At 56.9% G+C, this 26434-nt stretch carries 37 protein-coding genes; 30 read left to right on the top strand and 7 right to left on the bottom strand.

Features of this window, described 5'->3' with window-relative positions:
• Positions 1-38 precede the first annotated feature (38 nt).
• Positions 39-671 carry a hypothetical protein gene (locus tag OZ428_RS20295; RefSeq protein WP_269131087.1) on the bottom strand — a complete coding sequence of 211 codons (633 nt, stop codon included), beginning with the start codon at positions 669-671 and terminating at the stop codon, positions 39-41.
• A gap of 595 nt (positions 672-1266) precedes the next feature.
• On the opposite strand from OZ428_RS20295, the gene OZ428_RS20290 reads away from it, so the two are divergent.
• Positions 1267-1461, top strand: a complete 195-nt coding sequence (locus OZ428_RS20290; RefSeq protein ID WP_269131086.1) for a hypothetical protein — start codon at positions 1267-1269, stop codon at positions 1459-1461.
• Here OZ428_RS20290 and OZ428_RS20285 read toward each other — a convergent pair.
• The 3 genes from OZ428_RS20285 to OZ428_RS20275 form a co-directional block, all read right to left on the bottom strand.
• Positions 1437-1817, bottom strand: a complete 381-nt coding sequence (locus OZ428_RS20285; RefSeq protein ID WP_269131085.1) for a hypothetical protein — start codon at positions 1815-1817, stop codon at positions 1437-1439. The genes OZ428_RS20290 and OZ428_RS20285 overlap by 25 nt on opposite strands.
• A 98-nt stretch (positions 1818-1915) precedes the next feature.
• The gene (locus tag OZ428_RS20280; RefSeq protein WP_259174946.1) at positions 1916-2200 is read right to left on the bottom strand and encodes a hypothetical protein; all 285 of its coding nucleotides are present in this window, start codon (positions 2198-2200) and stop codon (positions 1916-1918) included.
• Between the two features lie 22 nt (positions 2201-2222).
• Positions 2223-2603 (bottom strand): LuxR C-terminal-related transcriptional regulator, encoded by a 381-nt coding sequence (locus OZ428_RS20275; RefSeq protein ID WP_269131084.1) that lies wholly within the window; start codon positions 2601-2603, stop codon positions 2223-2225.
• 437 nt (positions 2604-3040) lie between these two features.
• On the opposite strand from OZ428_RS20275, the gene OZ428_RS20270 reads away from it, so the two are divergent.
• Complete coding sequence (locus OZ428_RS20270) at positions 3041-3316, top strand: DUF1654 domain-containing protein (RefSeq protein ID WP_269134209.1); 276 nt, start codon at positions 3041-3043, stop codon at positions 3314-3316.
• A 124-nt stretch (positions 3317-3440) separates the two neighbouring features.
• The gene (locus tag OZ428_RS20265; protein WP_269131083.1) at positions 3441-4226 is read left to right on the top strand and encodes a sce7726 family protein; all 786 of its coding nucleotides are present in this window, start codon (positions 3441-3443) and stop codon (positions 4224-4226) included.
• Here the strand turns inward: OZ428_RS20265 and OZ428_RS20260 are convergent.
• The 3 genes from OZ428_RS20260 to OZ428_RS20250 are packed head-to-tail and all read right to left on the bottom strand — an operon-like array spanning position 4223 to position 6704.
• The gene (locus tag OZ428_RS20260; RefSeq protein ID WP_269131082.1) at positions 4223-5296 is read right to left on the bottom strand and encodes a beta family protein; all 1074 of its coding nucleotides are present in this window, start codon (positions 5294-5296) and stop codon (positions 4223-4225) included. The two genes, OZ428_RS20265 and OZ428_RS20260, sit on opposite strands and share 4 nt — an antisense overlap.
• Positions 5286-5786, bottom strand: a complete 501-nt coding sequence (locus tag OZ428_RS20255) for a hypothetical protein (protein WP_269131081.1) — start codon at positions 5784-5786, stop codon at positions 5286-5288. The genes OZ428_RS20260 and OZ428_RS20255 overlap by 11 nt, the downstream gene beginning before the upstream one ends.
• A 30-nt stretch (positions 5787-5816) precedes the next feature.
• Positions 5817-6704: a LexA family transcriptional regulator gene (locus tag OZ428_RS20250; RefSeq protein WP_269131080.1), complete on the bottom strand. Its 888-nt coding sequence runs from the start codon at positions 6702-6704 to the stop codon at positions 5817-5819.
• Between the two features lie 104 nt (positions 6705-6808).
• On the opposite strand from OZ428_RS20250, the gene OZ428_RS20245 reads away from it, so the two are divergent.
• From OZ428_RS20245 to OZ428_RS20115, 27 genes are all read left to right on the top strand, one after another.
• Entirely contained in the window at positions 6809-7015 is a 207-nt protein-coding gene (locus OZ428_RS20245) for a Cro/CI family transcriptional regulator (RefSeq protein WP_269131079.1), read from the top strand.
• Between the two features lie 174 nt (positions 7016-7189).
• The gene (locus OZ428_RS20240) at positions 7190-7414 is read left to right on the top strand and encodes a hypothetical protein (RefSeq protein ID WP_269131078.1); all 225 of its coding nucleotides are present in this window, start codon (positions 7190-7192) and stop codon (positions 7412-7414) included.
• On the top strand, positions 7411-8112 hold the full coding sequence (locus OZ428_RS20235) for a helix-turn-helix domain-containing protein (RefSeq protein ID WP_269131077.1): 702 nt from the start codon (positions 7411-7413) through the stop codon (positions 8110-8112). Before OZ428_RS20240 ends, OZ428_RS20235 begins: the two co-directional genes overlap by 4 nt.
• Positions 8105-9493, top strand: coding sequence for a replicative DNA helicase (gene dnaB / locus OZ428_RS20230; protein WP_269131076.1), 1389 nt, complete (start codon positions 8105-8107; stop codon positions 9491-9493). Before OZ428_RS20235 ends, dnaB begins: the two co-directional genes overlap by 8 nt.
• Positions 9486-9695 carry a hypothetical protein gene (locus OZ428_RS20225; RefSeq protein ID WP_269131075.1) on the top strand — a complete coding sequence of 70 codons (210 nt, stop codon included), beginning with the start codon at positions 9486-9488 and terminating at the stop codon, positions 9693-9695. Before dnaB ends, OZ428_RS20225 begins: the two co-directional genes overlap by 8 nt.
• Positions 9692-10987: a tyrosine-type recombinase/integrase gene (locus tag OZ428_RS20220; protein ID WP_269131074.1), complete on the top strand. Its 1296-nt coding sequence runs from the start codon at positions 9692-9694 to the stop codon at positions 10985-10987. The genes OZ428_RS20225 and OZ428_RS20220 overlap by 4 nt, the downstream gene beginning before the upstream one ends.
• A gap of 5 nt (positions 10988-10992) precedes the next feature.
• On the top strand, positions 10993-11313 hold the full coding sequence (locus OZ428_RS20215; RefSeq protein ID WP_185706757.1) for a hypothetical protein: 321 nt from the start codon (positions 10993-10995) through the stop codon (positions 11311-11313).
• Between the two features lie 3 nt (positions 11314-11316).
• Positions 11317-11880: a hypothetical protein gene (locus OZ428_RS20210; protein ID WP_269131073.1), complete on the top strand. Its 564-nt coding sequence runs from the start codon at positions 11317-11319 to the stop codon at positions 11878-11880.
• Positions 11881-11991: 111 nt separating this feature from the next.
• Positions 11992-12594: a hypothetical protein gene (locus OZ428_RS20205; protein WP_269131072.1), complete on the top strand. Its 603-nt coding sequence runs from the start codon at positions 11992-11994 to the stop codon at positions 12592-12594.
• 108 nt (positions 12595-12702) lie between these two features.
• On the top strand, positions 12703-13035 hold the full coding sequence (locus OZ428_RS20200) for a phage holin, lambda family (RefSeq protein WP_178918740.1): 333 nt from the start codon (positions 12703-12705) through the stop codon (positions 13033-13035).
• A 388-nt stretch (positions 13036-13423) separates the two neighbouring features.
• Entirely contained in the window at positions 13424-14008 is a 585-nt protein-coding gene (locus OZ428_RS20195) for a terminase small subunit (protein WP_269131071.1), read from the top strand.
• A 4-nt stretch (positions 14009-14012) separates the two neighbouring features.
• Positions 14013-16031, top strand: coding sequence for a phage terminase large subunit family protein (locus tag OZ428_RS20190; protein WP_269131070.1), 2019 nt, complete (start codon positions 14013-14015; stop codon positions 16029-16031).
• Position 16032: 1 nt separating this feature from the next.
• Complete coding sequence (locus OZ428_RS20185) at positions 16033-16239, top strand: phage head-tail joining protein (RefSeq protein WP_269131069.1); 207 nt, start codon at positions 16033-16035, stop codon at positions 16237-16239.
• On the top strand, positions 16239-17720 hold the full coding sequence (locus OZ428_RS20180) for a phage portal protein (RefSeq protein WP_269131068.1): 1482 nt from the start codon (positions 16239-16241) through the stop codon (positions 17718-17720). Before OZ428_RS20185 ends, OZ428_RS20180 begins: the two co-directional genes overlap by 1 nt.
• Positions 17717-18847, top strand: coding sequence for a head maturation protease, ClpP-related (locus OZ428_RS20175; protein WP_269131067.1), 1131 nt, complete (start codon positions 17717-17719; stop codon positions 18845-18847). Before OZ428_RS20180 ends, OZ428_RS20175 begins: the two co-directional genes overlap by 4 nt.
• Positions 18844-19182 carry a head decoration protein gene (locus OZ428_RS20170; protein ID WP_269131066.1) on the top strand — a complete coding sequence of 113 codons (339 nt, stop codon included), beginning with the start codon at positions 18844-18846 and terminating at the stop codon, positions 19180-19182. Before OZ428_RS20175 ends, OZ428_RS20170 begins: the two co-directional genes overlap by 4 nt.
• Before the next feature lie 61 nt (positions 19183-19243).
• The gene (locus OZ428_RS20165; RefSeq protein WP_269131065.1) at positions 19244-20239 is read left to right on the top strand and encodes a major capsid protein; all 996 of its coding nucleotides are present in this window, start codon (positions 19244-19246) and stop codon (positions 20237-20239) included.
• A gap of 2 nt (positions 20240-20241) precedes the next feature.
• Complete coding sequence (locus OZ428_RS20160; protein WP_269131064.1) at positions 20242-20562, top strand: head-tail joining protein; 321 nt, start codon at positions 20242-20244, stop codon at positions 20560-20562.
• Positions 20559-21218 (top strand): hypothetical protein, encoded by a 660-nt coding sequence (locus tag OZ428_RS20155; protein ID WP_269131063.1) that lies wholly within the window; start codon positions 20559-20561, stop codon positions 21216-21218. Before OZ428_RS20160 ends, OZ428_RS20155 begins: the two co-directional genes overlap by 4 nt.
• Positions 21208-21726, top strand: a complete 519-nt coding sequence (locus OZ428_RS20150) for a hypothetical protein (protein ID WP_269131062.1) — start codon at positions 21208-21210, stop codon at positions 21724-21726. The genes OZ428_RS20155 and OZ428_RS20150 overlap by 11 nt, the downstream gene beginning before the upstream one ends.
• Positions 21723-22316, top strand: a complete 594-nt coding sequence (locus OZ428_RS20145) for a phage baseplate assembly protein V (protein ID WP_269131061.1) — start codon at positions 21723-21725, stop codon at positions 22314-22316. The genes OZ428_RS20150 and OZ428_RS20145 overlap by 4 nt, the downstream gene beginning before the upstream one ends.
• A gap of 55 nt (positions 22317-22371) precedes the next feature.
• Positions 22372-22578 (top strand): hypothetical protein, encoded by a 207-nt coding sequence (locus OZ428_RS20140; RefSeq protein ID WP_269131060.1) that lies wholly within the window; start codon positions 22372-22374, stop codon positions 22576-22578.
• Between the two features lie 5 nt (positions 22579-22583).
• Complete coding sequence (locus OZ428_RS20135) at positions 22584-22910, top strand: GPW/gp25 family protein (RefSeq protein ID WP_269131059.1); 327 nt, start codon at positions 22584-22586, stop codon at positions 22908-22910.
• The gene (locus OZ428_RS20130; protein ID WP_269131058.1) at positions 22907-23788 is read left to right on the top strand and encodes a baseplate assembly protein; all 882 of its coding nucleotides are present in this window, start codon (positions 22907-22909) and stop codon (positions 23786-23788) included. Before OZ428_RS20135 ends, OZ428_RS20130 begins: the two co-directional genes overlap by 4 nt.
• Position 23789: 1 nt before the next feature.
• Positions 23790-24401 carry a phage tail protein I gene (locus OZ428_RS20125; RefSeq protein ID WP_269131057.1) on the top strand — a complete coding sequence of 204 codons (612 nt, stop codon included), beginning with the start codon at positions 23790-23792 and terminating at the stop codon, positions 24399-24401.
• Positions 24394-25950: a phage tail protein gene (locus tag OZ428_RS20120; RefSeq protein WP_269131056.1), complete on the top strand. Its 1557-nt coding sequence runs from the start codon at positions 24394-24396 to the stop codon at positions 25948-25950. Before OZ428_RS20125 ends, OZ428_RS20120 begins: the two co-directional genes overlap by 8 nt.
• An 11-nt stretch (positions 25951-25961) precedes the next feature.
• On the top strand, positions 25962-26390 hold the full coding sequence (locus OZ428_RS20115; protein WP_269131055.1) for a phage tail assembly chaperone: 429 nt from the start codon (positions 25962-25964) through the stop codon (positions 26388-26390).
• The last annotated feature ends 44 nt before the right edge of the window (positions 26391-26434 follow it).

The following is a 26434-nucleotide window of genomic DNA, read 5'->3' as shown; positions in this document are numbered from 1 at the left end:
CACCCTAGTTTTGGTTCAGTGCTGCTGGGGAAGGCGGATCAGGGAGTGTTGCTTGTTCCGCAGTTCCGGCAGTCTTCCCGATAGCGCTGCGCGTCGCTGATGAATCGGCCGCAGCCATCGCAATTGAACATCATCATTTTGGGCCTTCTCGGCTTTGGCAGCTTGATGCCGGTGCCGCGCAGGGCTTCCTTGATATTCACGTCATAGTGTTCGACCAACCGACGGCTATGCGCGTCGATGTAGGGTCTGGGCCAGACCACTGCGCCTGATTGACCGAGCTTTCCGATCCAGACCACGGTGTGAGCTCTCGGCACCACTACAGCCTTCGACAGATCGCTGGTGAATACTCCATCCTCACAAATCCAAATCAGGTTGTTGCCGTTCCGGCACTGCGGCTTCTGGATGTAAAACTCGGCTGCGTCGGGGTTCTGGTCCAGGGCTTCGCTCAACGTCACACACTGGCAGTCGATACCAATACGCGCCCGGGCATCGACGTAGGCCTTTGGCCACGGGATGTCAGTATCGCGGTGATCGCAAGCACCGTCCCGGGTGAACACCTGGGCCTTGGCCAAGTCGGTGACATATCCGGAGCCGCCAAAGCCCCAGAACGACAACCCGTCGCCGACGTAGGCGTGGCTGCGGCTGTCTTGCAGATAGAACTGGTCGTCCATGGATTATCTCCAGTCAGGCGCCGCCCTCCGTGACCGGTGGTGGCAATTCGGTTTGGGTTGGGGTTGAATGCTGCGCTCATCCATAAGGAACTGGAGATTGGCATGTGGAAAGGGCAAGTGTTGCGGGTATTAGGATTAGCTCTGGTGATCTCTGTCACCAGTGGCTGTATCTCTTACACCGAAAAAGCAGCTGAAGGATTACCCACTCTGACGTTGCGCGTATCGGCCTAACCGACAAGTCACTGTTCATTGCCACAATTGATGGCAGGAAAACCAATTTCGCGCTCGGCACCCAAACGGAATATCGACTAGCTCCCGGCAGACATCGACTGGAACTGAGGAAGTGGATCGGCACCAATCCTTCTTTGGAGCAGAAGATTCGGGATGTTGATTTTGTTGCTGGTCGCACGTACAAGCTCACCAACCCTCCTGCAAACACTTGGTGGGACATAATCATTGTCGACACAAGCACCGGGGAGCGCGTAGATCAGCACGTCTCGCCCAAGTGATTGTCCGGCTGCCGCGCCTGGTGGCAATTTGGTTTGGGTTGGGGTATTAACGAGTTCCGGCATCGGGCCGGATCACGGAGAGAAAGATGAGCAATCAGGCGCAAGTTGATGCACTGGAACATCTATTGATCGCAGTCCTGAGTAGCACGCCAGGTGCTCCAAAGGACTATCTGATCGAAAAGGCACAAGGCTCGCTTGCCGGAAGTGATGGCCCCGGTGGCCCGGAGCAAAAGCTTGAAGCGGGAAAATACCTTGCCTACATCGCTTCCCGTATCAGGTAATCGGGTCTTTCGATCTCGTCGTCAGGCTCAGGTGGGTCTTCGGCGAGTGACTTCAGGCCTGCCGCACGAATAATCTGCGACACCTTTTCAGTTACAACAAAAGGTGTCGTGACACACTTGAGCATCTGCGCCGCTGTTTCGAAGTCAGCGGTTATTACGTTGCGCAGCAGGTTCTGAAACACTTCCTGCTGATTGTTGAACCCGTGTTGCTTCATCAGGCGGTTGAGGTCGGCCTTGAATACGCCGGCGACCTCAACCGTAAATTTCTCGACGCCAAATGCAACGTTCTTTTCGTTCGCCCTCTCGCGTTTGCGGCGCTGCTTCTTGGCTTCCGCCGTCAGCTCTTCCTCGGCCATGGCCTACCTCTTCGATTCCACTTGCTGGCAGTGCCAGCCATGTCGGCCGGCGCCGCGCGGCGTTGATCGTGCTGATGCGCCTCATCGGGTTACGCTGATCACTGGGACCATCCCTCGATGTTGATGTTCTTGCCGTCGGCGCGAGCCTCAAGTACCTGGGCGCGGATGACCGCAGCTTTCCAGGTGAAGCACATGCCCATGACCTTGCCGGTGGAGCGCTCGACGACGTGGTAGGCGCCGGCGCCCTTATTGATTACCTGGAAGCGAACCTCTTGTACGGGCTGCTCCTTGCCGATCATGGCGTACATCGCGCTAGTGGCGATGGTTGCGCGGACACGGAGTGCTGCAAGTCCTTCGGTGCGTTCTTGCATTGATGGAGGCATGTCTTTTCCCTCGAGGTTTGAATTAGGCGAGCAGCACCGGTTGTTCGGCGCGGCGTACCATCCGGACTTGCGCTGTACGGCGTTCCGGCACGCGGCGGTCACGTCGCATCGACTCGTCACCGATCATTGCGTGCATGGCGATCAGTGCTGCCAAGACGAAGCACATCGGCGAGATGATCTGGCGACGCATTGCCTCGGCGATCATCGCTGTCTGGCGGGTCACGCCGAGCTTGAACATGGCGCAGGACAGGCGCTTGGCCACGGTGCAGGCTGCAACGTCGAATTGTCTGGCGATCTGCTTGGCCGTCATCCCTTGGGCAGCGGCCAGTAGGTACTGAAGTTCTTTGGGCGCAAGGCCTCTACCGAGGTGACCCTTCCACTCGCCGCTGATGATCTCGTTCATCGTTGTGACTCCCGGTTGTTTTCCCGCTGCACCCGTCACCAGGTGCAGAAGTGAAATCTTCTGGTGTCGCTGCCGGCTTCCCGCTACTGGCGCTGCCGCCGGCCCCATCAAATTATTTGTCCAGCCGCGGGCCTTTCGGCTTGTGCTCCCGCTGGATAACTCGTCTTGGCGCTTTACGCTGCACGCCCGGGTCAGTTGCCAACCCTCTGAACTGTTAAGGCCGGTTCATCGCTGCCTTCCACAAGACCGGTAGTTATCCGGCAGAAATAGAAGTTAACCGCCGGTAAATTGTTAGTCAACACCGCCGGTTAATTATCTTTCTAAGCAGATCGCCTAAGCTATGGGTGTTGTGGATGGATATACAGTGTTTTGGGCGGGGTAGAATCGGGTTGAAAAGCGCATCTAGCAATTTGTCGCGTGGCGACAACTTGAGCGGCATGGACCGTCTAGGACTTCGCGTATCTGCAATGATTAGCTCGCCGCAGGCTCAATTCGGTAGGAAGGTGCTTATCCATCGATTGGATACCGATTGTGATCAGGATTGGGAAAAAATCATGGAGTTGCTTTTGGAGACTGATGGACTAGAGGTGGCTTACTGTGATGATGCTGCTGTGGCGTTACAGTGGGATATTCCTACGGATGACGATCTAGTGATCGAGAGGGAGGTGGATCTAGACGTGGTGAGACAAACCGAGGTTGAGCCGCCTTTCTGATCCTCTTTTCAATCTACAAAGCTGTTCGGTCGACTTTCAAGGTGCAATAATATGATATCGAGTGGATGGCTATCTGCCATCATTTTGGAGAGTGTCTTGTTTCAATCTAGAGGATTCCTACTCAGTGCTGTCTGAGAAAGATATAAAAATTCTGCTTGTTGACTGGCTATTTGAGAGAAAGATGGTCGATGATGCAGTGATTATAAACGAAATGGTCGTAGCCAACTGGTCGCGTAGAGCAGATATTGCCGTCGCAAATGGGAGGCTGTATGGATTCGAGATTAAAAGTCAATTTGACAGCCTTAAGCGCCTTCCGGGTCAGCTCGAGTCTTTCCAGCAGTATTTTGATAAAGTATTGGTTGTTGCCGCTCCAAAATTCATATCAGCTATTCAGAGAGACTATCCTGAGCATATTGGAATTCTTGAGGTTTCAGCGGCTTCAGGCCGACCTCGGTTAAGGCAAGTTCGAGCCGGTAGAATTAATGAGGTTAAAGATGTTGCGAAGCTCACCAGCCTTATTACAAAGATTGAGCTTGAGCGATTCCTTAGAGCTGGCGGAGTTGGTGGCATCGCTAATTTATCGCGGGCAGAGATGGTAAAAATGTGCTCCGATAAAAATATTAAAAGGCTGAGGGGGTATGTGCTTTCTTGCATTAAAGAAAGATACTCTGAAAGTTACGCATCTTTTTTGCGAGAAAGGGAGTTTTTGTCTACGGCAGAATCTTTCGATATGCTGAGCCGGACTGCTAACAGTAGGGTAAAACTTGAGCGGCAATTAGCAGGTTTTGGTCAAGTTGACGGCGTGGAGCCTCGTGCTGAGAAGTTAATTAACTTTGCTGCTCTAGGGGTGGGGGCTGAGGCACTAATCGATTGCATGCCTCAGTCTGTATTGGTGCGTAAGCGCAATTAGATAAGGTCGTCGAAATCTTCTTCGTCAGTCACATAAGAACTAGTAAGGTCAATTTGTCTGCTTATGTGCATGTTAACCCTGGCTGCGATCCAAGATGCTGGTTGCCTCATGTTATCAATCTCACTGTTTGCCGCACTTACTATTTTCTTGGCTCCCCATGTGTCGTCCTCTAGTATCTCTGGGAAGTTTTCGATGAGATCTTCGGCCGCAGAAATATATCCCTGAGAGTTAGTATCAGCCCTGCGTTCGAATACCCAGGCATCGTTCAAGGGGTAGTCAATACGTGCGATAAACTTTCCGCCCTTGGTGGGGTAGACTCTGGAGTGGATTGATCCGTGATCTCCATAGATCACCGCTTCTCGGCCAATTGCAGCGAAAAGCTTAGTTTCAAGCATATCTATGACTCCGCTTTTGCCCTTACTTTTAGGATCAACAAAAGGTATGACCGATGAGGGGAAGCTAGTGGATGTGACGCTTATGATCGCATTATCGACCTCTTCTCTAATTGAGTTGATAAGTGCCACGCTCCCAGCAAGCGATGGGTGGAGAGTGTCGCGAATGTATCCCGCGTCTATAATAACTAAGGCATTGTCTGCGGAGTCTAAGGCTGAAAGGGCTGCGATTATATTATTTGTTTGATCGCTGAAACTGTTGATTTTAAAGGCTAGTTTTTTGAATCCCGAGTTTTCGAAGTGTCGAGCCTGTCGTATTACTTGTGATATTTTTGAGTCCTCAGTGATCTGTACCACTGGAATGACTGGGTGCTCGATTCGCTCAATAAACTCTCTCCATTCTTTGAAATTTGAAGACGGGTTTTTTAGTTCGTGTGTGTCTTTGGTGAGATATGCTGGGTCTGACGTGAGGTCAAGAATTATCGGGCGCCCGCTTGATGCGGTGATGACTTCGCTAAGAGACAGCTTAGTGTCGTCTTGCCGAGGCCATGCACCTAGAGTAAAAATAGGGGTTATAGCATCCTTACAGGCTTCTGCTAACTCGCTATAACCTTTTACCTCTGCTGGACGCGTACGTAAGTTGGGGTAATAATTGAAATTATTAAAGTCAAATGTCATCCGTAACCTCTTCACTTTCGTTGGTTTGAGCTTTTAGTTGAACGTCTTTTTTAGCGCGTGCTGTATTGGAGGTGGGGCGTCTAGCCTTGACCTGGGGTATTGATGTGGTGGAAACAATAAAAGAATTAATTTCGGTTAGGCGCGTTATCGCATATTCGAGTTCACCAACTTTTTTTGTTAGTTCAAGAGCTCTCTGTGCACTCTCCTTGGCTTCGTTTTGTGCTTGCTGAATATTTTCTTTTGCCTCGCAATGAATGCCTGTATTAATGTGAATGAGTTTCACGCATAGTCGAGTTAAGAATATGCCAGTTAAGATTGATGAAATCCATCCTGATAAGCTAAGCCAAAGAGACTTTCCGCCTGAATTGAGCGCGTAAACGGACAAAGCTATACCCACTGCGCTTAGGAAAACCCCAATTAATCCAAAATACAATCCAGATAGTGAGGTGCTATCTGGAAGTTTTGATTCATGCTCATTTGATTTGGTCACTTTCCTTGTAACCCTCTCGTTTCTAAAAGTCTAAATTTTGCGAGCGTTCCAAACCATCAAGACTTTGGCGTGAATAATCACGTCGTCGACCCGCGCAGATTGCTTTTCATAATTACGGTTGTCGGAAATCAGCCATACGTGTTCTTCATCCTTGCGCTGCAGACGTTTGATCAGCAGATCTCCGTGCCAAGTGAGTACATATACGCCTTCGCCCTGGTAATCGTTGACACCTCGATCAACGATTACGGGATCTTTGTCGTTTATAGTTCCTTCCATGCTCTGACCCCATCCGGTGATCATTGCCAAGGCCTGGGCAGCGGTGTAGGTCACGCCTTTCTCACGCAGCACTTCTTCGCGAATCACAACGTTGCGGATGACCTCGCTGTATTCAGCCGGAACCTGGCCGTGCCCCATCGCTGCTCGGATATCGTATTGAGGGATAGAGATGTCTCCATGCTCTAGTGCGTTAGGAAACTTTGATCGGTCAACGGGTGGAGCGGGCGCGGCAAAGTTAGATAAGTCTTCGGCAACCGCCTTAGCGATCTTGTCTTGGGCAGCAGCGTCCAGTGACTTGCCGCCATGCTTGCGCAGCATCTCCAACACTTTCTCAGCTGCCCCATTTGTGTTTCCCGTGCGGCCGTCAATTCTGGCGCCCTGCATTTGGGTGAGCTCCGCAGCTAGCCTTGGGCTGAATCGGGATACAGGCTCGTTCAAAAGTCGCGACAGCACGACTGCGAACTTCGCGTTCAGCGGGTTGGTTCCATTTAAATACATGGCTACTCCCGCCGGAGAAATATCGGCGGCTTCAGCCACTTTGGCCTGCGTCAGGCCGAGAGCATTCTTCTTCTGCGTGAACAGCTTTTTCGCCGCTTCACACTCAGCTTTTAGCTCAGGGGATAAATCTTTCTTTTTCGTCATGCGCGGAATTTAACCGGAGGTTAATTTGGCTGCGTCAACCGGCGGTATTGAATAAATCATAACCGGCGGTTAATATCGTGATCATTCTTCAGTGAGGCAATGCTATGAACCGAACACTGCTGCCCGAGCTTGTTAAGAAAATTGGTCAGATCGCTGTCGCCAAAGGGCTCGATGTAAGCGCTCCTGCGATTGTCAAGGCCGTTAAGGCAGGGCGGACCATTTTCGTAATCGAGAACGACGACGGAACGATGACAGGAGAGGAAGTTAGGCCTTTCCCGAGTCGTCCATTGGCACAAAGTCCAAACGTCTGAGGGAGTTGAGTATGCGTGATCTGGTTTGGCACCAGCAGTGAGCTGATTCAGCTGTTAATTCATACAGTTAATTCGCTACCACTGAAGCATGTCGGGTTCCAAGACGCTTGAATCGCAGAAATAAAAAAACCGCCTGGCAGGGCGGTTCGATACAGCGTTAGAACGAGATGAATAATGATCAAAGATGCCCTCACAGTCAACAGTTCCGGCGATGTCGCGACACTTTCAGGCGAGTCCGAAAAAGTGTCACGACACCACGACTTAAACCAGTCTTCCGCGATGAATGCCGCTCTACTGACTGGCGGCCAGTACTCGCAGACATCCAAATCTCAATTCCGCAAGGCATGCCTCAATCAATTGCAGGCATCTCTGGCACCTGCCCAGGATATTTCCACATGAGCACCATCATTATGAGCTTGTGTTGGCCGTTGCAAGGCATGAGCGGCCCACAGAAGGCTGTCCTGATTTCGTTGGCTGACAACGCAAACGACGAGGGTGTTTGCTGGCCTTCAGTTGCGCGCATTGCTGAGCGCACCTGCCTTGCCGAAAGAACGGTGCAGGGCGCCATCAAGTGGTTGGGGCAGGCTAGAATTTTGTCTGTTCGTGAGCGCATGGGGCGTTCAACGATGTACACGCTCACCCCTGCATCCTATGCACCCCCGCAAGGCATGCACCCCGCAGCAGATGCACCATCACCCCCGCAGCAGACGACGAAAACCCCCGCAGCAGGTGCACCCAGAACCGTAATAGAACCATCAATTGAACCATCACAGGGTGGCAATCGCGCAATGCGATCGCCTTCTTGCCCGGTTCAGGACATCGTTGATTTGTTCAACAAGCTGCTCACTCCTGCACTGCCTGCTGTGATCCTCGTTTCCGAGTCGCGCAAGCAGCAACTTCGTGCCCGCTGGAACCAAAGTGATGTTCACCAGAGCCTTGATTTCTGGGTGGAGTACTTTGGCACGGTGGCCCAATCTGATTTCCTGATGGGGCGTTCGGCCGGGAAGCATGGTTCGACGCCTTTCCGGGCAACGTTTGATTGGTTGATCGCGCCCTCCAACTTCGTGAAGGTGGTGGAGGGTAACTACCATGCGTGATCCGTACAGCGTCGAGGCTGAACATGGCCTTCTCGGCGCGATGATGATGCGCCCTGAGCTGATCGACACCTTGTCCGAAGACTTGTCCGCCGAGGCGTTCTACTTCGCCGAAAACGCCGACGTGTACCGCAGCATTATGGCCGTTCGTGCTGCTGGTCATGCCGTGGACTTTCTTTCCGTTGGTAACCACATTGGCGACCTTGACGGCGGCAGCCCAGGCTTTGCGTATTGCGCGGAAATCGTCAAGAACACCCCGAGCGCGGCCAACGCCAAGACCTACGCCGCCATTGTCAGAGAGCGCGCCGTTGAGCGGGCTCTCTACGCTTTGGGCAGCGAAGCGATGGACATTGCCCACGGTAGCCAGGGCCTGCAGGCGAAGATCGCGGCAGTCCAGGCGGCGGCCATGGCGATCGACTGCGGTTCTGGTGACGACGATATCGTGAAAGCCGGCGATGCCCTGGCGGACCAGCTAGAGGTTTGGCAGGAACGTCATGACTGTCATGCCCGCGGGGAAACTCTGATCGGCTTATCCACTGGCCTGGCGGATCTCGATGAGAAAACAGGAGGGTTGCAGCCCGATCACCTGTACATCGTGGCGGGTCGCCCTGGTATGGGTAAAACCACCCTGGCCATGGGTTTTGTTGTGGATGCAGCAGTGCGGCAGGACAAGTCTGCACTGGTCATCAGCCTGGAGATGAACAAAGGCCAGTTGATCGATAGGGCTGTAGCCGCCGAAGGCCGAATCCCATTGAGCTTGGTTAAGAACGGTACGGCATGCCAAAGCCATGGCGCGGAACTGTCTGCGGCAGCGGGTGTGTTGCGTCGTGCGCCCCTGTACATCGCGGACCGGGCCGGCTCGTCGATTGGTCGCATCCGCTCATTGGCTCGCCGTCACAGGCTGCGCTATGGGCTTGACCTGCTGATGATTGATTACTTGCAGTTGCTGGAGGGCGAGGGTGGCAATCGCACTGAAGAGGTCAGCAGCATCAGTCGCGGCTGCAAACTGCTCGCCAAAGAGCTGGGCATCCCTGTCGTGCTGCTCAGTCAGCTTTCCCGTGAGTGCGAGAAGCGCCCGAACAAACGTCCGGTGCCGTCCGATCTACGTGAGTCCGGCGCCATTGAACAAGACGCTGATGTGATCCTGTTCGTGTACCGCGACGAGGTCTATCACGAGAACACCGAGCACAAAGGTATCGCCGAAATCATCATCGGCAAAGGCCGGGATATTGAGATGGGCACGGTCCGCGCCGCTTTTCTCGGCCAGTACAACCGGTTTGAAAACCTTGCCGCCGGCTGGAGGCCGGAGCCAGTCGAAGAGCTGCCGAAGAAGGTGACCAGCATGGCCGAGCGCTACGCTCCTAAGGGGCGTGTAAATGCCTGATCGCAAACTCGCGGTTCCAAACCCCGATTCCTATCGTTTCGCAGTGTTCTGCTGCTCTTTCAAACTCGACTTGGGCGATCTGCCGGACCATGCCTTGGCGCTCTTCGCGGATGAGGCCATGGCCCGCCGCTATGGAGCCTGTATGTGGCCGGAGACGTACCAGGTCATCGACCGCCTTGCCGCCCAGGAGGGCGTCTATTGAACATTCAAATCCAAACCCTGACGGTCAAACTGTCGGATGCCGAGATTGCGCGAAACGCCAAGATTGAACATGTGCGCGATCTGCGGGATGCAAGTCACCCAGCGCTTCACTTTCGCTACTTGAAGAACCGCACGCGCGGCTCCTGGTATTTGCTCCATAAACGCCAATGGCACCTGATCGGCCATTTTCCCGACCTCAGCAGCAAACAGGTGGTCGCCGCGCTCCCCGCGGTGCGGTTGCGGGTGGCGGCTGACGGCGTGGCCAGCGTATCGGGCTGGGTGTCCGTGGGTGAGCTGCTCGACTGGTTCGGCGAGCGCATGGCCAAGTCGCGGGCGCTCTCCGAAAAGCGTCGCGCGGCCATCAAGTCAGCGATCAGCTGCCAACTCAAGCCGCGGCTGAATGATTTGCTGCTGAGCGACCTCAACGCCCAAACCCTGGACAGGCAACTGATGTGGCCGGCGCAGGAAGAGCTGTCGCTGTCCTACGTTCAGCAGCTGTTTCGCCTCGTCGCCACGGCCTTCCGGCAGGCGCGCAGGCTGGACCTGATCCCTGTCAACCCGATGGCCGAGCTGAAATTTAGCAACTTCACGTCGGCGCGCATTCAGCCCAAGCCTGCCCGGCTGCGCGATGTGCAGGTGCCCGAGTTGGTGACGCTGCTGGCTGAGCGGTTCGACAGTGCGCCAAGTGACGCCATGCTGGCCTTAATGATGCTGTGCCACGGCACCCGAATCGGTGAAACCCGACAGGCGCGTTGGGCTGACATTGCGCTGCCGGAGCGCGAGTGGTTCCTGCCGGCCGAGCACACCAAGACGAAGACTGAGCTGCGCGTGCCGCTGACCGATCAGGTGTGCGGGCTGCTGCGTCGTTACCGTGACCGCCAGGCCGCGCAGGGATATGAGGGGGCTTTCCTGTTCCCGTCGCGCCGTGGCAAGCCGCTGAGTGATAACCAGGCCAGTGCCGTGTTCACTCGGTTGGGGCAGGGCGCCTGGACCAGTCACGATCTGCGCAAGGTCGCCCGCACCGCCTGGACTGACCTCGGCGTCGACGGCCACATCGGCGAGATGCTGCTGAACCACTCGCTGGGCAAGATCGCTTCCACCTACATCAACACCCAGGCCAAAGAGCAGCGCCGCCTGGCCTTGGTGAAGTGGCACCACTGGTTAGATGCGCGTGGCTTCAAGGCGATTCACGCGCAGACAGGCGTTAGATATGAAGATTCGCAAAACCTCGTAGACGCCTTGAACGGCGGGGTCTGTGAGCCAGAACCACAATTTGTTAAGGGCGAGGTTTGAAAATGATGAAAAAGAGTAGTGGCCCAGCATTCCGCACCGCACAGCTCGACCTTGCCAAGTGCCCTGCATGCGGTGGACGCGCGGTGATCAGTGGCGTCTTTCATAAGTTGGCCTGCGTGCAATGCAACGCATCGGGCTGGGTCGCCGCTGAATCTGGTGAGGCGTTGCCGCTAGAGGTGCTGGTGACGCAGCTGAGCATTCGGCTCCAGGCGGCTGACCATCAGATCGAACAATTGAAACGGCCGGCGTTGTTGGGCGGACCGGCAACCCAATACGACGAGAACAACCGCTTCGGCGCCGGCGGCACCAACTACACGGGGGATTGAGCCATGACTATGTACAAAGACGTGATGGGCACCCTTGTGCGAGTGCTGGCAGCGGACAACATCGACAACAGCACCAAGCAGTCTTGGCAGAAGCTGATAGACGCCGACCTTCGCCAGGGCGGCAGCGGGAGCACGTTGTCCGTGCGCGACAAGTTCGATTACGACTGCTGCCTGTACGCGCTGCTGCATCGTCAACTCGATCCTGCGCAGTGGGATGTGCTGGTGGCCAAGTACTCTACGCACAAGGCCAACAAGGTGGGTGCCATTGGCAGGCTGGTGTCTCGTATGGTCTCCCCGGCACCTCAGTTGTTCATCTACAAAGCCCTCACAGCCTGGGCGATCCCGAAGCTTAAAGGTTTGCAGGTAGGCAAGCGTTCTACCGACATGATCGTATTGCCTGCAGAGTTCTACGACATGAACACATGGGATCTTGCGGGTACTCCCGAGCGAACTCGCCGTAACTGGCGAGGCGGTATCTACAAGCGTTTGGAGCAACTTGAAGAGCAGGCCGTGATTCATGCGACCGAGATATTCGACAACGAGCAAATCTTTGTAGATGCCGCTTGACCTGTTGGCCGACTGGCCGTAAATTGCTCCCATCATGTCGATCTTGCGTGTAATGAAAGACGACAAAATAACCCGGCTTCTGTGTCGGGTTTTTTTATGGAGAGTTTAAACATGGAGCCGGTTCAGGTTACGGCATCTGCACTCAGCGGTATTGACATCGCTAAGATCGTTTTGGCAAGTGGTGTGGTGGCTGCTGTAATTGGTTGGATCAAGGACTATTTGTTTAAAAGCCGTGATCGAGCTCGAGATGCGAAGTTTAACGCCATCAGCGTCATCGCAAAACTCGACTTGTACTCGCTCCAGTCGCGGCAAAAGATCCGGGATTATCACGAGCTTACTGCTCAGCTTGTTCCAGAGCGCGACTATCAAAATTGGCCCAGATGTACTTATCCTGAGTTGGAAATAACGACCGATGAGTTAAGACTCTTGGATTCAAAAAATGCCAGTGTTCTAACGTGGCTGAATACAGAGAAGATGCTTGCTAGCGAGTACCTTTATGGAGTTTACGAGTCCTCTTTTGACCCTACAGATGTGCACTCGCATAAGGCTGATATCGTCGGTTATTTCGGGTATGAGGCGTTCCTTTTGGCAGAGGCGCTGAGAAAGAAGCACCGCCTTCCTGCCTTTGGGCAAAGGTGGGGTGTAGATGATGATTTTTCGGATCTCTGCTCTAGCTGGGAAGATACAAAGAAGGCAGTAGCTAAGCAGAAATAGAACCCAGCAGGGGCGAAACCTCAACCGGACTATCAGCATCACTAATTTTGAGCCTCGGCACGTGCCGGGGCTTTTTCATTCATAGCTCCCAGATGGGAGGAACCCGAGATGCCGAACATGCCAGATAAGCCAGACACCTGGGCGTTGATGCTTGCGTGGCTGAGCCAGCATGCGCCGATCCTTTACCCGGCCGGGCTGTCCTTCGCCATGGCCGTGCTGCGCATCACCTACGGTGGTGGCTCGCGCCGGCAGATGCTTGTGGAAGGCGTGCTGTGTGGTGGCCTAACGCTGACTATCATCAGTGGTCTTGAGTTCTTCGGACTGCCTCAGAGCATGGCGACCTTCGTAGGAGGTTGGGTCGGCTTCCTGGGCGTGGAAAAGATCCGGGCCATCGCTGATCGTGTGACTGACTTCAAACTCCCCGGCCGGAACGTCGAATGATGCGAGTTGCGCACCAAAATGGCGCGCCACGGACGGCCGGGGACCCTGGGGATCTTCGAGGGACACGGGGCATAGAACCCGCGGGAAAGCGTTAGCCACAGGGTTTGAAAGTTAGTTGACAGCGGTTGACAGGTTGACAGGATTTGCGTGTAAAAAATTCTCCACATCGGGAACGCTATCAGTAATCCGGAGGGCGGTATTTTCCACGCTCATCCCCCGTGAACACTGGTGTTAGCGTCCTTTTTTTGCGCAAGAGGATTTGACAGCGAACGTCGAAAAAAACGACAGGAAACCACCGAAAATCGCTGTCAACCTTGCCGGGTTAGTTGACAGAGTTAGTTGACAGGATTGGTTGACGAGGTCGACCTGGTTTCAAAAGGGAGGCCACATGACTTTTATGACTCGCAAGCAGTATGGCGAGATGAAGGGATGGTCCAGGCAGTATGTCGGGAAACTGATTCAGTCCAGGCGACTGGTCTTGAACGAATCCGGATTAGTGGACGTTGGCGCGAGCGAAAAGCTGCTGTCTATGACCAGTGATCCAAGCAAGGCAGGTGTTGTTGCGCGTCACAAGCGCGAGCGCTCTCCCAAGGACGCGCCTACGAGCAGTACAGCAGTCGTTACATTGCCGAGCCTCGATGGCTCCGCAATGCTGCAAGTTGGTGATGAGCCTGACTTTCAGAAGTCTCGCGCTATGCGTGAGCATTATTTGGCTCTGCAAGAACAAGCTAACTTTCACCAGCAGCAGGGCTCGCTTGTTTTACGTAAGGCTGTGGAGGACGGCGCATATGGCGCGGGACGTCTAGTACGCGATCAGTTGCTTGGTATCGTCGCGCAACTAGCGCCGGAGTTGGCCGTTATGACCGACCCATGGAAAATTGAAAGACACTTGACGGCGGCCATCCGCCGCTCACTAGAAGACGCCGAACGAATTTCTTCAGCGGACCGAGAACACGCCCTGACTCCGAGTTGACCTTATGCTAGCGGAACACCCTGACGGTACAGAACTGTATCGCGAGGCGTACTTCCGTGGCTTGCGCCCGGACCCGGACGTGTGGGTGGATGAGTGGGCTGATGAGTTCATGCGTATTCCGCGTGATACCGGTGCCGCCGAGCCTGGTCAGTACCGCACATCGCGAACGCCCTATGCTCGTGAACCGATGCGCTGTCTGTCGCCTGCCCACCCTTGCAAGCGGGTAGTGACCATGGTCGCTTCCCAGTTGATGAAAACGCAGATCGGCCTGAATTGGATAGGCGGCCTGATCCACATGGCACCGTCGAACATCCTGGCCCTGCTGCCCAGCCTCGGGTTGGCCAAGCGGGTGTCCTCGCGCATCGGCAAAACCATTAAGGCCACTCCCGTCTTGCGCGAGCGTGTGGCGGCCAATCGGTCACGCGATGCACGCAACACCCTGGACACGAAAGAGTTCGAAGGCGGCACGCTGTATGTGACAACCGCGGGTTCGGCTGCGAACCTTTCGGAGTTGTCCGCTCGCTACATCTACGGCGATGAGATTGATCGCTGGGAGACTGATCTTGGTGATGAGGGTGACCCGGTTGAGCTCGCAGAAACCCGAGGCAGTACCTTCGGACGCAATGCCAAGTTCTACTTTTCCAGCTCGCCGACGATCAAGGGCGCGTCGCGCATTTCCGATCTTTTTGAGACCAGCGATCAACGCTATTACTACGTGCCGTGTCCGGACTGCGGTCACCTGCAGGTTTTAGAATGGGAGCGCCTGCATTACTCCGAGGACTACAGCGTGGTGCACTACCAGTGCGCCGGCCCTGAATGTGATGTGCTCATCGAGGAGCATCACAAGGGTGAGATGTTGAGCAAAGGGGAGTGGCGAGCCAGCTCAGCGGGTGACGGTGAAACCGTAGGGTTCAATCTCAACGCCCTTTACTCACCGCCAGGCTGGACGAGCTGGGCATCGCTGGCAAAGCAGTTCGAAAAAGCGAAAAAGGCCCAGGGCAAAGGCGATATGGAACCTATGCAGGTGTTCTACAACACCCGCTTGGCCAAGGTATGGGACAACGCGCAAGAACAAACCAGCGCCGACGTGTTGCGCAATCGCGCTCGATTGGAAGCCTACAGCCTTGGTTCGATGCCTGACGGCGTTCTGATGTTGACCTGTTCGGTCGATACTCAGCATGACCGCCTTGAACTCATGGTGATGGGCTGGGGTGTCGGTATGGAGCGGTGGGTGATCGATTATCAGGTGATCGCGGGCAACCCTTCGGATGAGCGAACCTGGTTAGCGCTGGATGAGTTGCTTAAGGCTCGTTATCGGCATCCGTGTGGTGCCGATCTGGGGATACTTGCAACAGCGGTGGATTCTGGTGGTAACCACCATGATGAGGTTTACCAATTCTGTCGACTGCGCCGGTGGCGAAACATTTTCGCGATCAAGGGAGCAAGCAAGCGGGGCAGGCCGGTGATTGCGCAGCGGCCATCCAAGGTTGATGTGACGTGGAAGGGCCTGACCGAGCGGCACGGTGCGGAGCTTTGGATTGTCGGCACTGACACGTCCAAGGATTGGATCTATAACCGTTATCTGATCGAGGAAGGCCCAGGCGCACTGCATTTCGCCAATGATTTGCCGGATGATTTTTTCGACCAGTGCGTTGCTGAGCGCAAGGTGACTCGCTACGTCAAAGGCTATAAAAAAATCGAGTGGGTCAAAGGCAAAGCTGAGCGTAACGAAGCGCTCGACCTGATGGTGTACTGCCTAGCGATGGCGCATTACTTGGGTATCAATCGTTACCAGGAACACGATTGGGAAAGAGTGAGCCAGGCTGTGTTCAACGCCGGTTCGGAGGCGGTTCAGAGCAAGCCGATTCAAGGGGAGCGTATGAGTCGCCCAGTGGGCGCGCCGTTATTGGCTACACCTTCATTGGCGCAACACGAACAACCTGTTGCTCCAGTCGCCCTGGCGCGGCCCGCTGCACCCCCACAACGCCGCATATCCACCAGCGGTTACCTGAAGAGACGTTGATATGTCGTTTACCCTGAAGCACCTCGAAGCCATCGAGCGCGCGATTGCGCGCGGTGAAAAGACTGTGCGCTACAGCGACCGAACGGTGGAGTACCGCTCCATCGACGAACTGCTCAAAGCCCGCGACGAGATTCGTACATCGCTAACCAACGCAGCCGGGCCGCGTTCTCGCTTGGTGCGGCTGACCCACGGAGGCAAAGGACTCTAATGGCCCGACACTATCCGACGCTGACCCGTAACGGATTCCTGCTGCCGTCGAACATCAAGGCCAGTTATGAAGGCGCCGGGGAGGGCCGGCGTTCGGCCAGTTGGGAGGCCAGCGACAGCGGCATTAACAGCATCAATACCCCGGCCTTGCGCAACCTGCGCGCTCGTTCGCGGGCGGCGGTGCGCAATGACCCGTACGCGTTCAACGTCATCGACAAACGCGTCAGCAACCTGATCGGCACCGGCATCACGCCCAGGCCGACCACGGATGACGTGGCACTGCGCAAAATCAAACAGCAGCTATGGGATGATTGGGTTGACGAGGCGGACGCCGATGAGCTGACCGACTTCTACGGTATGCAGGCCCTTGTAGCACGCACCGTTGAAACGGTCGGCGAGTGCTTTGTGCGGCTCCGGCCACGCAGCCCCAGCGAAGGCTTGGCGGTGCCGCTGCAGTTGCAGGCGCTGGCCCCTGAGTTCGTTCCTCACGACAAGTTTGAGATGGCCAAAAACGGCAACGTTATCCGCGCGGGGATCGAGTTCAACCCGGCCGGCAAGCGTGTGGCGTACTGGATGTACTTGTCGCACCCGCGCGACTCGTCGTCGTTGAATGCGGGTTACAACCAGTTGGTGCGCGTTCCGGCAGCACAGGTGTTACACATCTTCGAACCCATGGAGCCTGGGCAACTGCGCGGTGTGCCGCGTTTGGCACCAGTGTTGAAGCGCTTGCGCAGCTTGGACAACTACGACGACGCGGTGCTGTTTCGCCAGGAAGTGGCGAACCTTTTCGCGGGCTTCATCAAGCGACCTCCTCCAGAGGGCGGGCCACTGACACGCAACCCTATGACCGGGGAACCCTTGGTCACTGACCGCGATGGTTTCACGCCGATGGTCGCGCTGGAGCCAGGCACCATGCAGGAGCTGGGCCCGGGTGAAGAGGTGGAGTTCTCCAAGCCACCGGACGCCGGCAACAACTACCCGGACTTCATGCGACAGCAGCTGATGGCTGCGGCGGCCGGATCGGGCACGCCGTACGAGATCCTTACTGGCGACATGCGCGAGGTCAATGACCGGGCGCTGCGGGTGGTGCTCAACGAGTTCCGGCGCCGCCTGGAGCAGCTTCAATTCGGCGTGTATGTGCATCAGCTGTGTCGCCCGGTGCGGGCTGCGTGGATGGACATGGCGGTGCTGTCCGGCGCCCTGGCGTTGGAAGACTACGCGCAACGTCGGCGCGAGTACCTGCGTACACGTTGGGTGCCGCAGGGTTGGGCCTACATCCAGCCGGTGCAGGATGTGCAGGCGCGTCAGATGGAAGTGCGGGCTGGCTTTGCCTCTCGCAGCGAGATGGTGCTGCGCACCGGTTACGACGCGGAAACAGTCGACACGGAGAACGCCGCCGACCTCGCTAGAGCCACGGGCCTCGGCCTCAACTACAGCACTCTTGAAGCCATCGAGACGATCGATGACAAGGAACAACCATGAGCAAAAAAGCGAAACCTCGTGTTTATGACAAGGCGGGCAAGCAGGTAACGGTCGCAGACAAGAGCTGGTACACCGTCCAGGCCAGCGGCGAGGCCGAGCAACGCAGCATTGAGATCTTCGTCTACGGCGAAATCGGCGCCTGGGGCATCACCGCCAATCAATTCGTACAAGCGCTGCACGCCATCGATGACGGAGTTTCTCCGGTGGTCGTTGCGTTCAACAGCATCGGCGGTGATCTGTTCGACGGCCTTGCGATCCACAACGCTCTGTCGCGCTTGGGCGAGCGCTGTACCGGGCGCATTGATGCGCTGGCGGCCAGTGCGGCCAGCGTGGCGGTCTGCGGCGCTCACCGGGTGGTGATCGCAGCCAACGCGATGTTGATGATTCACAACCCGTACACCTTCACCGGTGGCGATGCGGAAGACTTCCGCCGCGTCGCCGATGTGCTGGACCAGACCCTGGAAGCGATCATCGCGGCCTATAAAACCAAGGCACCGGACATCGACGAGGCCGAGCTGCGGCGCATGGTCAACGCTGAAACCTGGCTCACGGCCAACGAAGCTCTGGCACTGGGCCTGGCCGATGAAGTGGGCGATGGCCTCAAGGTCAGCGCCTGTCTCGGCCAGGGCAGCGTGCTGCAACGCTTTCAGCATGCCCCGCCTGAGCTGCTCGCCCAGCTGGATGAAGAGCCGGAAACCGATCCACTGGAACCGGATCCCGTACCGGTACCGGATGCGGCAAAGCTGGCGCTGATGGTTACGCAAGGCTGCGCAGCAGCAGGCATCAGCAACCTGGTGGAACCTCTTCTTGCTGCCACCAAGCTTGAGAGCGAAGCGGTGATCCAGGCGGCACTGACCAATGCGAAAGCGTTGCATGGCCTTTGTGTCGCGGCACGTCTGCCAGAGCTGACCGTCGAGTTCGTCGCCGCCGGTTTGGATGAAGCTGCAGTCCGGGCGCGGCTGTTCGACAAACTGGTGAGCAGCGGCGGCACCTTTGAAATCAATAACAGCCTGCCGCTGGACAACGACCCGGCCCCCAAGGTCCAGGCCAAGCAGACCGACCCTCAATCGATCTGGGCTTCCCGTCAGGCGGCGCAGAACGGCAACTCGAAAGGAGCAAAAGCATGAAAATTGAATCGATGCACGCGGGCGAGTTTTTGCTGTCCGAAGGTGCCGGCAATATCTCCCGCGAAGCGATCAACGTCGCTGCCGGTGCCGCCCTGGAGCCGGGTCAGATCCTCGGCCTGGTCACGGTCACCAGCGAGTTCGCGCCGTATCAGCCGACCGCCGAGGACGGCTCCGAGAACGCTATTGCGATCCTCTACGGCCCGCTGGGTGAATCGGACGTTGTTCGTCGCGGCCGTGCCATCGTGCGGCTGGCCGAGGTCAGCGAAGCGCATTTGACCGGCCTCGACCTCGCTGCTGAAAAGGCACTGGGCGTTAATCACATCATCGTCCGTTAAGGCGATACCCACTTAATTCATCCCGCCGAGTGCGGGATTTTTCGTTTCTGGAGAGTACCCCATGGCCGATATCGCCATTTTTGAAGACGATGCATTCAGCGTCTCCTCGTTGACAGCTGCAATCAATGACCAGGAATACCTGCCGGGCCGCATCAGCAGCCTGGGTCTGTTTCGCGAAGAGGGCATCAGCACCCTGACCGTGCAGATCGAGAAGGACGGCGACACTCTGGCACTGGTGCCATCGGGTGAGCGGGGCACCTCGGGCTTGGTGGTTGGCGGGACCAAACGTACGCTGATCCCATTCAACACCGTACACCTGCCGGAGCGCTTCACTATTAAAGCGGATGAGATCCAGGGCATTCGCGCCTTTGGCACCCGCAGTGAGCTGCAAGCGGTGCAGGATGTTGTCAACAAGCGATTGGCCAAGGCTCGCCGCCAGTTGGATGCCACCCACGAATTTCAACGCATGGGCGCTTTGAATGGCCAGGTGCTGGATGCCGACGGCAAGACCGTGCTGTTGGATATCTATGATCGCTTCGGCGTGGAGCGTCAGAAGTTGAAAATGGGCCTCAATGCTCCTGATACCGAACTTCGGGTCAAATGCGGCGAAGCCCTAGATATGCAAGAGGACGCACTGGGAAGCGTTACCAGCACTGGCTCCCGCGCCATGTGCGGCAAGAACTTCTGGAACAAGCTGATCGTTCATAAGTCGGTCAAAGAAACCTACCTCAACACCATGCAAGCCGCCTCCCTGCGTGGTGATGCCCGTGAAAGCTTCGAGTTCGGCGGGATCGTCTGGGAGCGTTATCGCGGCAAGGTGGCTGGCATTTCGTTTGTCCACGACGATAAGGCTCTGTTGATCCCCGAAGGCGTGCCGGACCTGTACATCTCGTCCTTCGCACCGGCCGATTACATGGAAACGGTCAACACGCAGGGCATTCCGTACTACAGCAAGATCGAGCCGCTGCCATTCAACAAGGGCGTGGCCGGGGAAGCCCAGTCCAACCCGCTGCATATGTGCACGCGGCCTCGGGCGCAGATCCTGCTGGAGATGTAAGCGTGGGCTTCCGCGAACTGATCGATGACATCGACGGCGTGGTGTTCGAAACCCTGGGCGACACCGCCCAGATCGAAGGTCGCGCCGAGCCGGTGTTGGGTATGTTCATGGCGCCATGGACGGCGCCGAAGTTTGGCAAAACCCAAACGGCCATCCGAGAACCGCGCTTTGAGATCCGCGTACGTGATTCGGACGGCCTGAGCAAAGGCCTGCGCGTCACTGTCGATCTGCCTGTTCTGGACGGCGGCGGGGAATATGACCTGCTGCAGCTGGAGCCCGGCGGTGATGGCCTGGTGGCCCTGATCTTGAGGAAGCGTCCATGAGTGTCGGCAGCTACGTACAGCAGAAGCGCGACGGCGGATTGATCAACATTCAGCCGTCACTGGCGGATGTGAAGCGCTTTCAGAATTTCGGCCGGCTGGTGCCAAAGGCAGCCGCCGCTGCACAGCGGCGTGCGATCAATAAAACCTTGGGGTGGCTGCGTACGCATATTGCCAGGGCGGTGGGTAAACAAGAGCGCATCGCCATTGGCGCCGTCCGGCAGCGCTTGCGGGCTTACCCCACCAGTGGCGGTGCGATGCGCGGCAAGCTGTGGTTCGGCCTCAACGCGATCGAGGCCAGCCGCATCGGTCGGGCACATCAGACCGGCAGGGGCGTTTCGGTGGCAGGGCGTCGCTATCAGGGCGCATTTTACAAACAGGTGTACGGCAACAGCGCAGATATCTGGATCCGTACTGCCAGCAAGCACTTCAACAGCGATGACTACCCTGAGGCGACTCAGGGCCGGCGACGCAGTGGTTTCGTTGAGGAAAGCGACAATCGCTTTCCTCTGGCAAAAGCCAAGGTATCGCTGGAGCAGGCCCGGCCGCACTTTGAGGCGTGGATCAAACGCGCCGATGAACAGCTGCTGGTTGTCCTAGAGCAAGAGCTCAACTACGAACTGCAGAAGTATCTGAAGGGGAGCGCCAATGTCCGATGAGCCGTTCAGCCTGAGTCAGCTGTACCAGGCTATCGAGCAACACCTGACGGAGCATCTGTCGGGTATTAAGTCGGTGGTTTTTTGGCCGGAGATCGAGGAAAACCGAGGAATCCCACTGCCTTCTGTGTTTCTCGAAATGGCCGAATTTGAGCCGGGCATCGATACCGGTACCGGTGAATCCAGCCTGATCTGTAAGTTTGAGGCCCGGGTGATTGTTGACCCGATCCAGGCCAATCATCATGAGCAGGCCGTGCACCTGGTTTCGCAGCTCGCGGTGTTGCTCCGGCAGCAAAGCTGGGGCCTTGAAGTCAACGTCGCGCAATTTGTGCGGGCGACTCAGGATTGGACCAAGCCTGAGCTGGATGGATATGTCGTCTGGGTCGTTGAGTGGACTCACCATGTCTATCTGGGGGCTGAGGTTTGGCCTTTCCCCGCGGAGAAACCGAGCATGCTCAAACTCAACCTGGAAGCCTACCGGAACGATGATAATCCTGGCGGTGCGCCATGAGCTGGGCCCAGGGCGAGCATGACCGCATGATCGCCGCGATGATCATGCCGTGCGTGGTTGTCGGAGTGGATCTGATGGCCCCGGCCGTGCGGGTCAAGTCCGGCGATTGGGTCAGTGCCTGGGTGCGCTGGCACAGCCAGGCCGCCGGCAAGGCCCGGCATTGGCGCGCGCCGAGCCTTGGCGAGCAAGGGATTTTGTTCAACCCCAGCGGCCAGGCCGGTATGGGAACGTTTGTCCCTGGGTTATTCGGTGGTGCCGGTGCTGCCCCGGATAATCGGGATCACGTCGAGGTGTGGCGCTTCGATGATGGGGGCTCTCTAGTCTATGACTGGGAGGCTAAAAGCTACACCATCACCGTGCCCTCGGGTACGGTGAGCATCAAGGTCGGGGAGACTGAGGCCGTCGTTACGGATAACGCGGTGACGGTCACGACGACCAACGTCAAGTTGATTGCTGACGTGGCCATCGAAGGGTCGTTATCCGTAACGCAAGATGTATCGGTCCAGGGTGCTTTGCATGCGGTGCAAGACATCACCAGTGCCGGCAAGATCCTCGACGCAGGCGGCAACAGCGCAAACCACAAACACTAGCCGTTCAATTTCACAGGCCCGCCGCGCGCGGGCTTTTTTGTGCCCGGGGGAAACCATGGCCAAGACTTCTGAAACACCAGTCGCCGGCGCCGAGCCAAGCTCAACGTTTCGCGACAAGTTCTACAACTCGCGCACTCTGATCCTACCGCGCAGCGGCCGCGCTCTGGCGGTTTTCAAGGCGCACGTGTCGGTACAGGCAACGGATGCCGAGGCGCTGGAATACCTCAAGGCCCATGAGGAATTTGAACTGCTGCAGGAGTGATTTAGATGATCGGAATGGACCGCCATACCGGCCAGCCCATTTCGGGCCTCGCGCGTCTTCGACAGAGCATTGAGGACATTCTGAGTACCCCGCTGGGCAGTCGCCGGCAGCGCCCTGAGTACGGCAGCAAGCTGCGCCGGTACGTGGACCTGCCGGTTAACGAGGGTTGGAAGGGGGCCGTTCAGGCCGAGGCGAGCAGGGCGTTGGGGCGCTGGGAGCCGAGCTTGAAGTTGGAGCGCTTGCAGGCTGTCTCTGTCCTGGGCGGGTTGATTAAGATTCAAGTCACCGGTAGCTACCTGGGCGACAGCGTATTTCTAGAGGTAAGTGCATGAGTATCGTTGACCTGTCGGAGTTGCCGGCGCCGGACGTGCTTGAGCCCCTGGACTTTGAAGAGGTCTACACGGAGTCGCTCGGCGTGTTCCGTGAGTTCATGGGCGACAACTGGAGCGCGCCACTTGAAAGCGATCCGGTGGTCAAGTTGCTGGAAGCCGGCGCCTACGCGCGCATTGGTGATCGCGCCCGGGTTAACGATGCGGCCAAGGCGCTGATGCTGGCCCATGCGATTCGGGGTGACCTCGATCAGCTTGGGGCGAACGTCAACACGCCGCGCCTGGTGATCCAGGCCGAAGACCTGCGCGCGGTTCCGCCGGTGGAGAAGATCACCGAAAGTGACGACGCTTACCGCGAGCGTATCCAGATGGCCTATGAGGGCCTGACGACGGCCGGGCCGCGCAACAGTTACAAGTTGCATGCGCGCAACGCCTCGGCCCTGGTGGCGGATGCGTCCGCTGAAAGCCCCGAGCCGGCATGCGTTACGGTAACGGTGCTGGGGCTGGAAGGCGACGGGTCAGTCGGCCCCGATTTGCTGGCCGTGGTTGCAAAGGCCGTCAACGATGAAAACGTCCGACCGCTGGGCGACCGGGTGACGGTGCAAAGCGCCCAGGTGCTGCCGTATCGAATTGATGCAGTGCTGTACATGAAGGGCCCGGGCCCTGAAAGCGCTGTAGCGCGGGACGAAGCTGAAAGGCGCCTGGCGGCCTGGATCAACCCGCGCAAACGCCTGGGTGTTGAGGTGGCGCGTTCTGCTGTAGACGCGCAGCTCCACGTACCAGCGGTTTCGCGGGTCGAGCTGATCGGCTGGCAGGATCTGGCCCCTACAGAGGCGCAGGCGGCGTTCTGCACAGGTTACAGCGTCAAGCTGGGGGAGTGACATGAAAAGCCTACTCCCGATCAATAGCACACAGCTGGAGCGTGCCATTGAGGCGGCGAGTACGGATCAAACCGTGATCCCGCTGCGCTCGCTCTACAACCCCGCGACGTGCCCCGTTCATTTGCTGCCACACCTTGCGTGGGCCTGGTCTGTCGATCGCTGGGACGATCGTTGGACCGTGGCGGCCAAACGCAACGCGGTACGGGCGTCGTTTTATATCCACTCACGCAAGGGAACCATCGGCGCGCTGCGCCGTGTGGTCGAGCCGCTTGGCTATCTGCTGGAGGTGATCGAGTGGTGGCAAACGGTGCCCGAAGGCCCGCCCGCGACATTCGCCTTGCGGGTTGGCGTACTCGACACCGGTATCACCGAAGAAATGTTCGGTGAGCTTGAGCGCCTGATTGACGACGCAAAGCCCGTGAGCCGGCACCTGACCGGCCTCGACATAACGCTAGAAACGCGCTTGGACGCCTATGCCGGCTTCGCTGTTTATCACGGTGATGAAATCGACGTTTACCCCTGGGCCAACCCGGATATCGAGGTGGTGATCCAAGGGCACACAGGCGTAAGCGAATACACCCTCGACGAACTGGATGTGTACTCACATGGTTGATAAAAACTCTCTTTTTGGCGGCATGATCACCACGCAGGGGGCCGCCAAGAAAACCAACTGCGATGCCCTCGGTATTCCGTGGGAGCCGCGTTACATGCTGATCGGTGATGCCAATGGTACCGATCCGGTGCCCAGCCCATCACAAACCAAGCTGGTTAATCAGGTCTATCGGGCACAAATCAATCAGCTGCGGGTGTCTCCGACTGACGCCAATGTGTTGATTGCCGAGGTGGTGTTGCCGCCTGACGTGGGCGGCTGGCATGTCCGCGAGCTTGCTCTGGAGGACAAGGACGGTGTGTTTAGCGCGGTGGCTAATGTGCCGCCGAGCTACAAGCCGTTGCTCGCTCAAGGCTCGGGGCGTAACCAGGTGGTGCGGATGCACATCATCACCAGCGGAACCTCGAACATTCAGCTGAAGATTGACCCGTCGGTGGTGCTGGCAACGCGTCAGTACGTCGATGAGGCGGTTGGCGGGCTTCTGCCGGCGAACAAGCCCGCAGGGACTTACACCAAAGTCACGGTCAATGACCGGGGTGTTTTCGTTTCTGGATCCAACCCGACCACACTGGCGGGTTATGGCATCACGGATACCTACACCAAGGATCAAATCACGGCGATGATCGCTCAGGCATCGGCGTTGCCGGTGGGCTCGATGATTGCTTTTCCCGTGAACAAGGTGGCGCCTGGCTTTCTGGAACTGGACGGGAGCGTCAACAGCGCCGCTACATACCCCGACCTGGCCACGTTTATGGGCGGGGCGTTCAACAAGGGCGATGAGGGGGCTGGTAACTTCCGCCTGCCTGAGTCGCGCGGCGAGTTCCTGCGGGGCTGGGACCACGGACGGGGTGCAGATGTAGGACGGGGTCTGGGTAGCTTGCAGGCGGAGGCGATAAAATCTACCCCACTTAACCCTGGATTTAATGTGCTTACTGGTGGGGCCACAACCGCAAACGTATCGGTGGGGGGCGGTCAATTCGCTTCGCGGCCTGCTACCGAACTCTCAGTCGGTAGCGGTTCTGAAACCCGTCCACGTAACTTGGCTGTTATGTGGTGCATCAAAGCCTGGAATGCGCCAATCAATCAGGGAAACATTGATATTGCCGCGCTAGTTGCGTTGGCGGGGCAAGGAACGGAAACCAATCAGGGCACGGCTAAGATTTCCACTCAAGCACTGGTTGATCAGGGCGCGGACGACTCTACAATCGTCACGCCAAAGAAATTACGCTGGGGTGTTTACTTTAGTTTTGGGACAAATGGATATGTGGCTTTTCCAACTTGGCTAGGAGGCTGGATTATTCAGTGGGGATCAGTGAACGATAACGTCTCAGATGCTTTCAACGCGCCTTTTCCAATTGCCTTTCCAGCGGCGGTTTATAAGGTTATTCCTGTTATGCGTGGCGCTATGAGTGACAATCAAAGCGTTAGTTGTTACTGGGATAAGTCAGTAACTACGTTAAACACTGCGCGAGTTGCACGGCGTTACAATAATAACGGCGGCAGTGTTGGTACGGCTGCTCAAGGCTACGAGTATGTGGCGATTGGGAAATAACAGGATATCTCATGCAAAGGCTTTACAGTAAGAGTACACAGACAACTTACCTTCTTGGGCTTCACTCAATGATCCCCGATGATGCCGTCGAAATTAGTGAAGAATTGTATTTATCTGTTATTGGGAATCCTGGTCCTGGAATGGTTCGCGCTCATGACGAAAAGGGACTGCCCTATTTGATCGATGCGCCTGTGCTAGTTCTTGATCCTGCTGCGCAGGAGCGCGAATGGCGCGACGCTTCGCTTGCTTCGGTTATGTGGTTGCGCGAGCGTCATCGTGATCAGGTCGAAATTTTGGAGCAGACGACGCTGACCGCCGAGCAGTTCGCGGCGTTGCTTGTATACATGCAGTCTCTGCGAGATTGGCCGCAATCGCCGGAATTCCCGGATAGCGAGCATCGACCCCAAGCCCCGGCCTGGATCGCCGGCCAAACCGAATAACGCCCCGCACTGACGGGGCGTTTTCTTTTTCCGTTACGCGTAAC

The organism is Pseudomonas sp. GXZC (assembly GCF_026967615.1).
In the GTDB taxonomy this organism is placed as follows: domain Bacteria; phylum Pseudomonadota; class Gammaproteobacteria; order Pseudomonadales; family Pseudomonadaceae; genus Aquipseudomonas; species Aquipseudomonas azotoformans_A.
The sequence above is the reverse complement of the archived record's forward strand: the minus strand, read 5'-3'. Positions and strand labels throughout refer to the sequence as shown.

Bases quoted from the DNA above. Each gene is read 5' to 3' on its own strand.
- OZ428_RS20295 (WP_269131087.1), bottom strand. From the start codon at position 671: ATGGACGACCAGTTCTATCTGCAAGACAGCCGCAGCCACGCCTACGTC.
- OZ428_RS20290 (WP_269131086.1), top strand. From the start codon at position 1,267: ATGAGCAATCAGGCGCAAGTTGATGCACTGGAACATCTATTGATCGCA.
- OZ428_RS20285 (WP_269131085.1), bottom strand. From the start codon at position 1,817: ATGGCCGAGGAAGAGCTGACGGCGGAAGCCAAGAAGCAGCGCCGCAAA.
- OZ428_RS20280 (WP_259174946.1), bottom strand. From the start codon at position 2,200: ATGCCTCCATCAATGCAAGAACGCACCGAAGGACTTGCAGCACTCCGT.
- OZ428_RS20275 (WP_269131084.1), bottom strand. From the start codon at position 2,603: ATGAACGAGATCATCAGCGGCGAGTGGAAGGGTCACCTCGGTAGAGGC.
- OZ428_RS20270 (WP_269134209.1), top strand. From the start codon at position 3,041: ATGGACCGTCTAGGACTTCGCGTATCTGCAATGATTAGCTCGCCGCAG.
- OZ428_RS20260 (WP_269131082.1), bottom strand. From the start codon at position 5,296: ATGACATTTGACTTTAATAATTTCAATTATTACCCCAACTTACGTACG.
- OZ428_RS20250 (WP_269131080.1), bottom strand. From the start codon at position 6,704: ATGACGAAAAAGAAAGATTTATCCCCTGAGCTAAAAGCTGAGTGTGAA.
- OZ428_RS20245 (WP_269131079.1), top strand. From the start codon at position 6,809: ATGAACCGAACACTGCTGCCCGAGCTTGTTAAGAAAATTGGTCAGATC.
- OZ428_RS20240 (WP_269131078.1), top strand. From the start codon at position 7,190: ATGATCAAAGATGCCCTCACAGTCAACAGTTCCGGCGATGTCGCGACA.
- OZ428_RS20235 (WP_269131077.1), top strand. From the start codon at position 7,411: ATGAGCACCATCATTATGAGCTTGTGTTGGCCGTTGCAAGGCATGAGC.
- dnaB (WP_269131076.1), top strand. From the start codon at position 8,105: ATGCGTGATCCGTACAGCGTCGAGGCTGAACATGGCCTTCTCGGCGCG.
- OZ428_RS20225 (WP_269131075.1), top strand. From the start codon at position 9,486: ATGCCTGATCGCAAACTCGCGGTTCCAAACCCCGATTCCTATCGTTTC.
- OZ428_RS20215 (WP_185706757.1), top strand. From the start codon at position 10,993: ATGAAAAAGAGTAGTGGCCCAGCATTCCGCACCGCACAGCTCGACCTT.
- OZ428_RS20210 (WP_269131073.1), top strand. From the start codon at position 11,317: ATGACTATGTACAAAGACGTGATGGGCACCCTTGTGCGAGTGCTGGCA.
- OZ428_RS20205 (WP_269131072.1), top strand. From the start codon at position 11,992: ATGGAGCCGGTTCAGGTTACGGCATCTGCACTCAGCGGTATTGACATC.
- OZ428_RS20200 (WP_178918740.1), top strand. From the start codon at position 12,703: ATGCCGAACATGCCAGATAAGCCAGACACCTGGGCGTTGATGCTTGCG.
- OZ428_RS20195 (WP_269131071.1), top strand. From the start codon at position 13,424: ATGACTTTTATGACTCGCAAGCAGTATGGCGAGATGAAGGGATGGTCC.
- OZ428_RS20190 (WP_269131070.1), top strand. From the start codon at position 14,013: ATGCTAGCGGAACACCCTGACGGTACAGAACTGTATCGCGAGGCGTAC.
- OZ428_RS20185 (WP_269131069.1), top strand. From the start codon at position 16,033: ATGTCGTTTACCCTGAAGCACCTCGAAGCCATCGAGCGCGCGATTGCG.
- OZ428_RS20180 (WP_269131068.1), top strand. From the start codon at position 16,239: ATGGCCCGACACTATCCGACGCTGACCCGTAACGGATTCCTGCTGCCG.
- OZ428_RS20175 (WP_269131067.1), top strand. From the start codon at position 17,717: ATGAGCAAAAAAGCGAAACCTCGTGTTTATGACAAGGCGGGCAAGCAG.
- OZ428_RS20170 (WP_269131066.1), top strand. From the start codon at position 18,844: ATGAAAATTGAATCGATGCACGCGGGCGAGTTTTTGCTGTCCGAAGGT.
- OZ428_RS20165 (WP_269131065.1), top strand. From the start codon at position 19,244: ATGGCCGATATCGCCATTTTTGAAGACGATGCATTCAGCGTCTCCTCG.
- OZ428_RS20155 (WP_269131063.1), top strand. From the start codon at position 20,559: ATGAGTGTCGGCAGCTACGTACAGCAGAAGCGCGACGGCGGATTGATC.
- OZ428_RS20150 (WP_269131062.1), top strand. From the start codon at position 21,208: ATGTCCGATGAGCCGTTCAGCCTGAGTCAGCTGTACCAGGCTATCGAG.
- OZ428_RS20145 (WP_269131061.1), top strand. From the start codon at position 21,723: ATGAGCTGGGCCCAGGGCGAGCATGACCGCATGATCGCCGCGATGATC.
- OZ428_RS20140 (WP_269131060.1), top strand. From the start codon at position 22,372: ATGGCCAAGACTTCTGAAACACCAGTCGCCGGCGCCGAGCCAAGCTCA.
- OZ428_RS20135 (WP_269131059.1), top strand. From the start codon at position 22,584: ATGATCGGAATGGACCGCCATACCGGCCAGCCCATTTCGGGCCTCGCG.
- OZ428_RS20130 (WP_269131058.1), top strand. From the start codon at position 22,907: ATGAGTATCGTTGACCTGTCGGAGTTGCCGGCGCCGGACGTGCTTGAG.
- OZ428_RS20125 (WP_269131057.1), top strand. From the start codon at position 23,790: ATGAAAAGCCTACTCCCGATCAATAGCACACAGCTGGAGCGTGCCATT.
- OZ428_RS20120 (WP_269131056.1), top strand. From the start codon at position 24,394: ATGGTTGATAAAAACTCTCTTTTTGGCGGCATGATCACCACGCAGGGG.
- OZ428_RS20115 (WP_269131055.1), top strand. From the start codon at position 25,962: ATGCAAAGGCTTTACAGTAAGAGTACACAGACAACTTACCTTCTTGGG.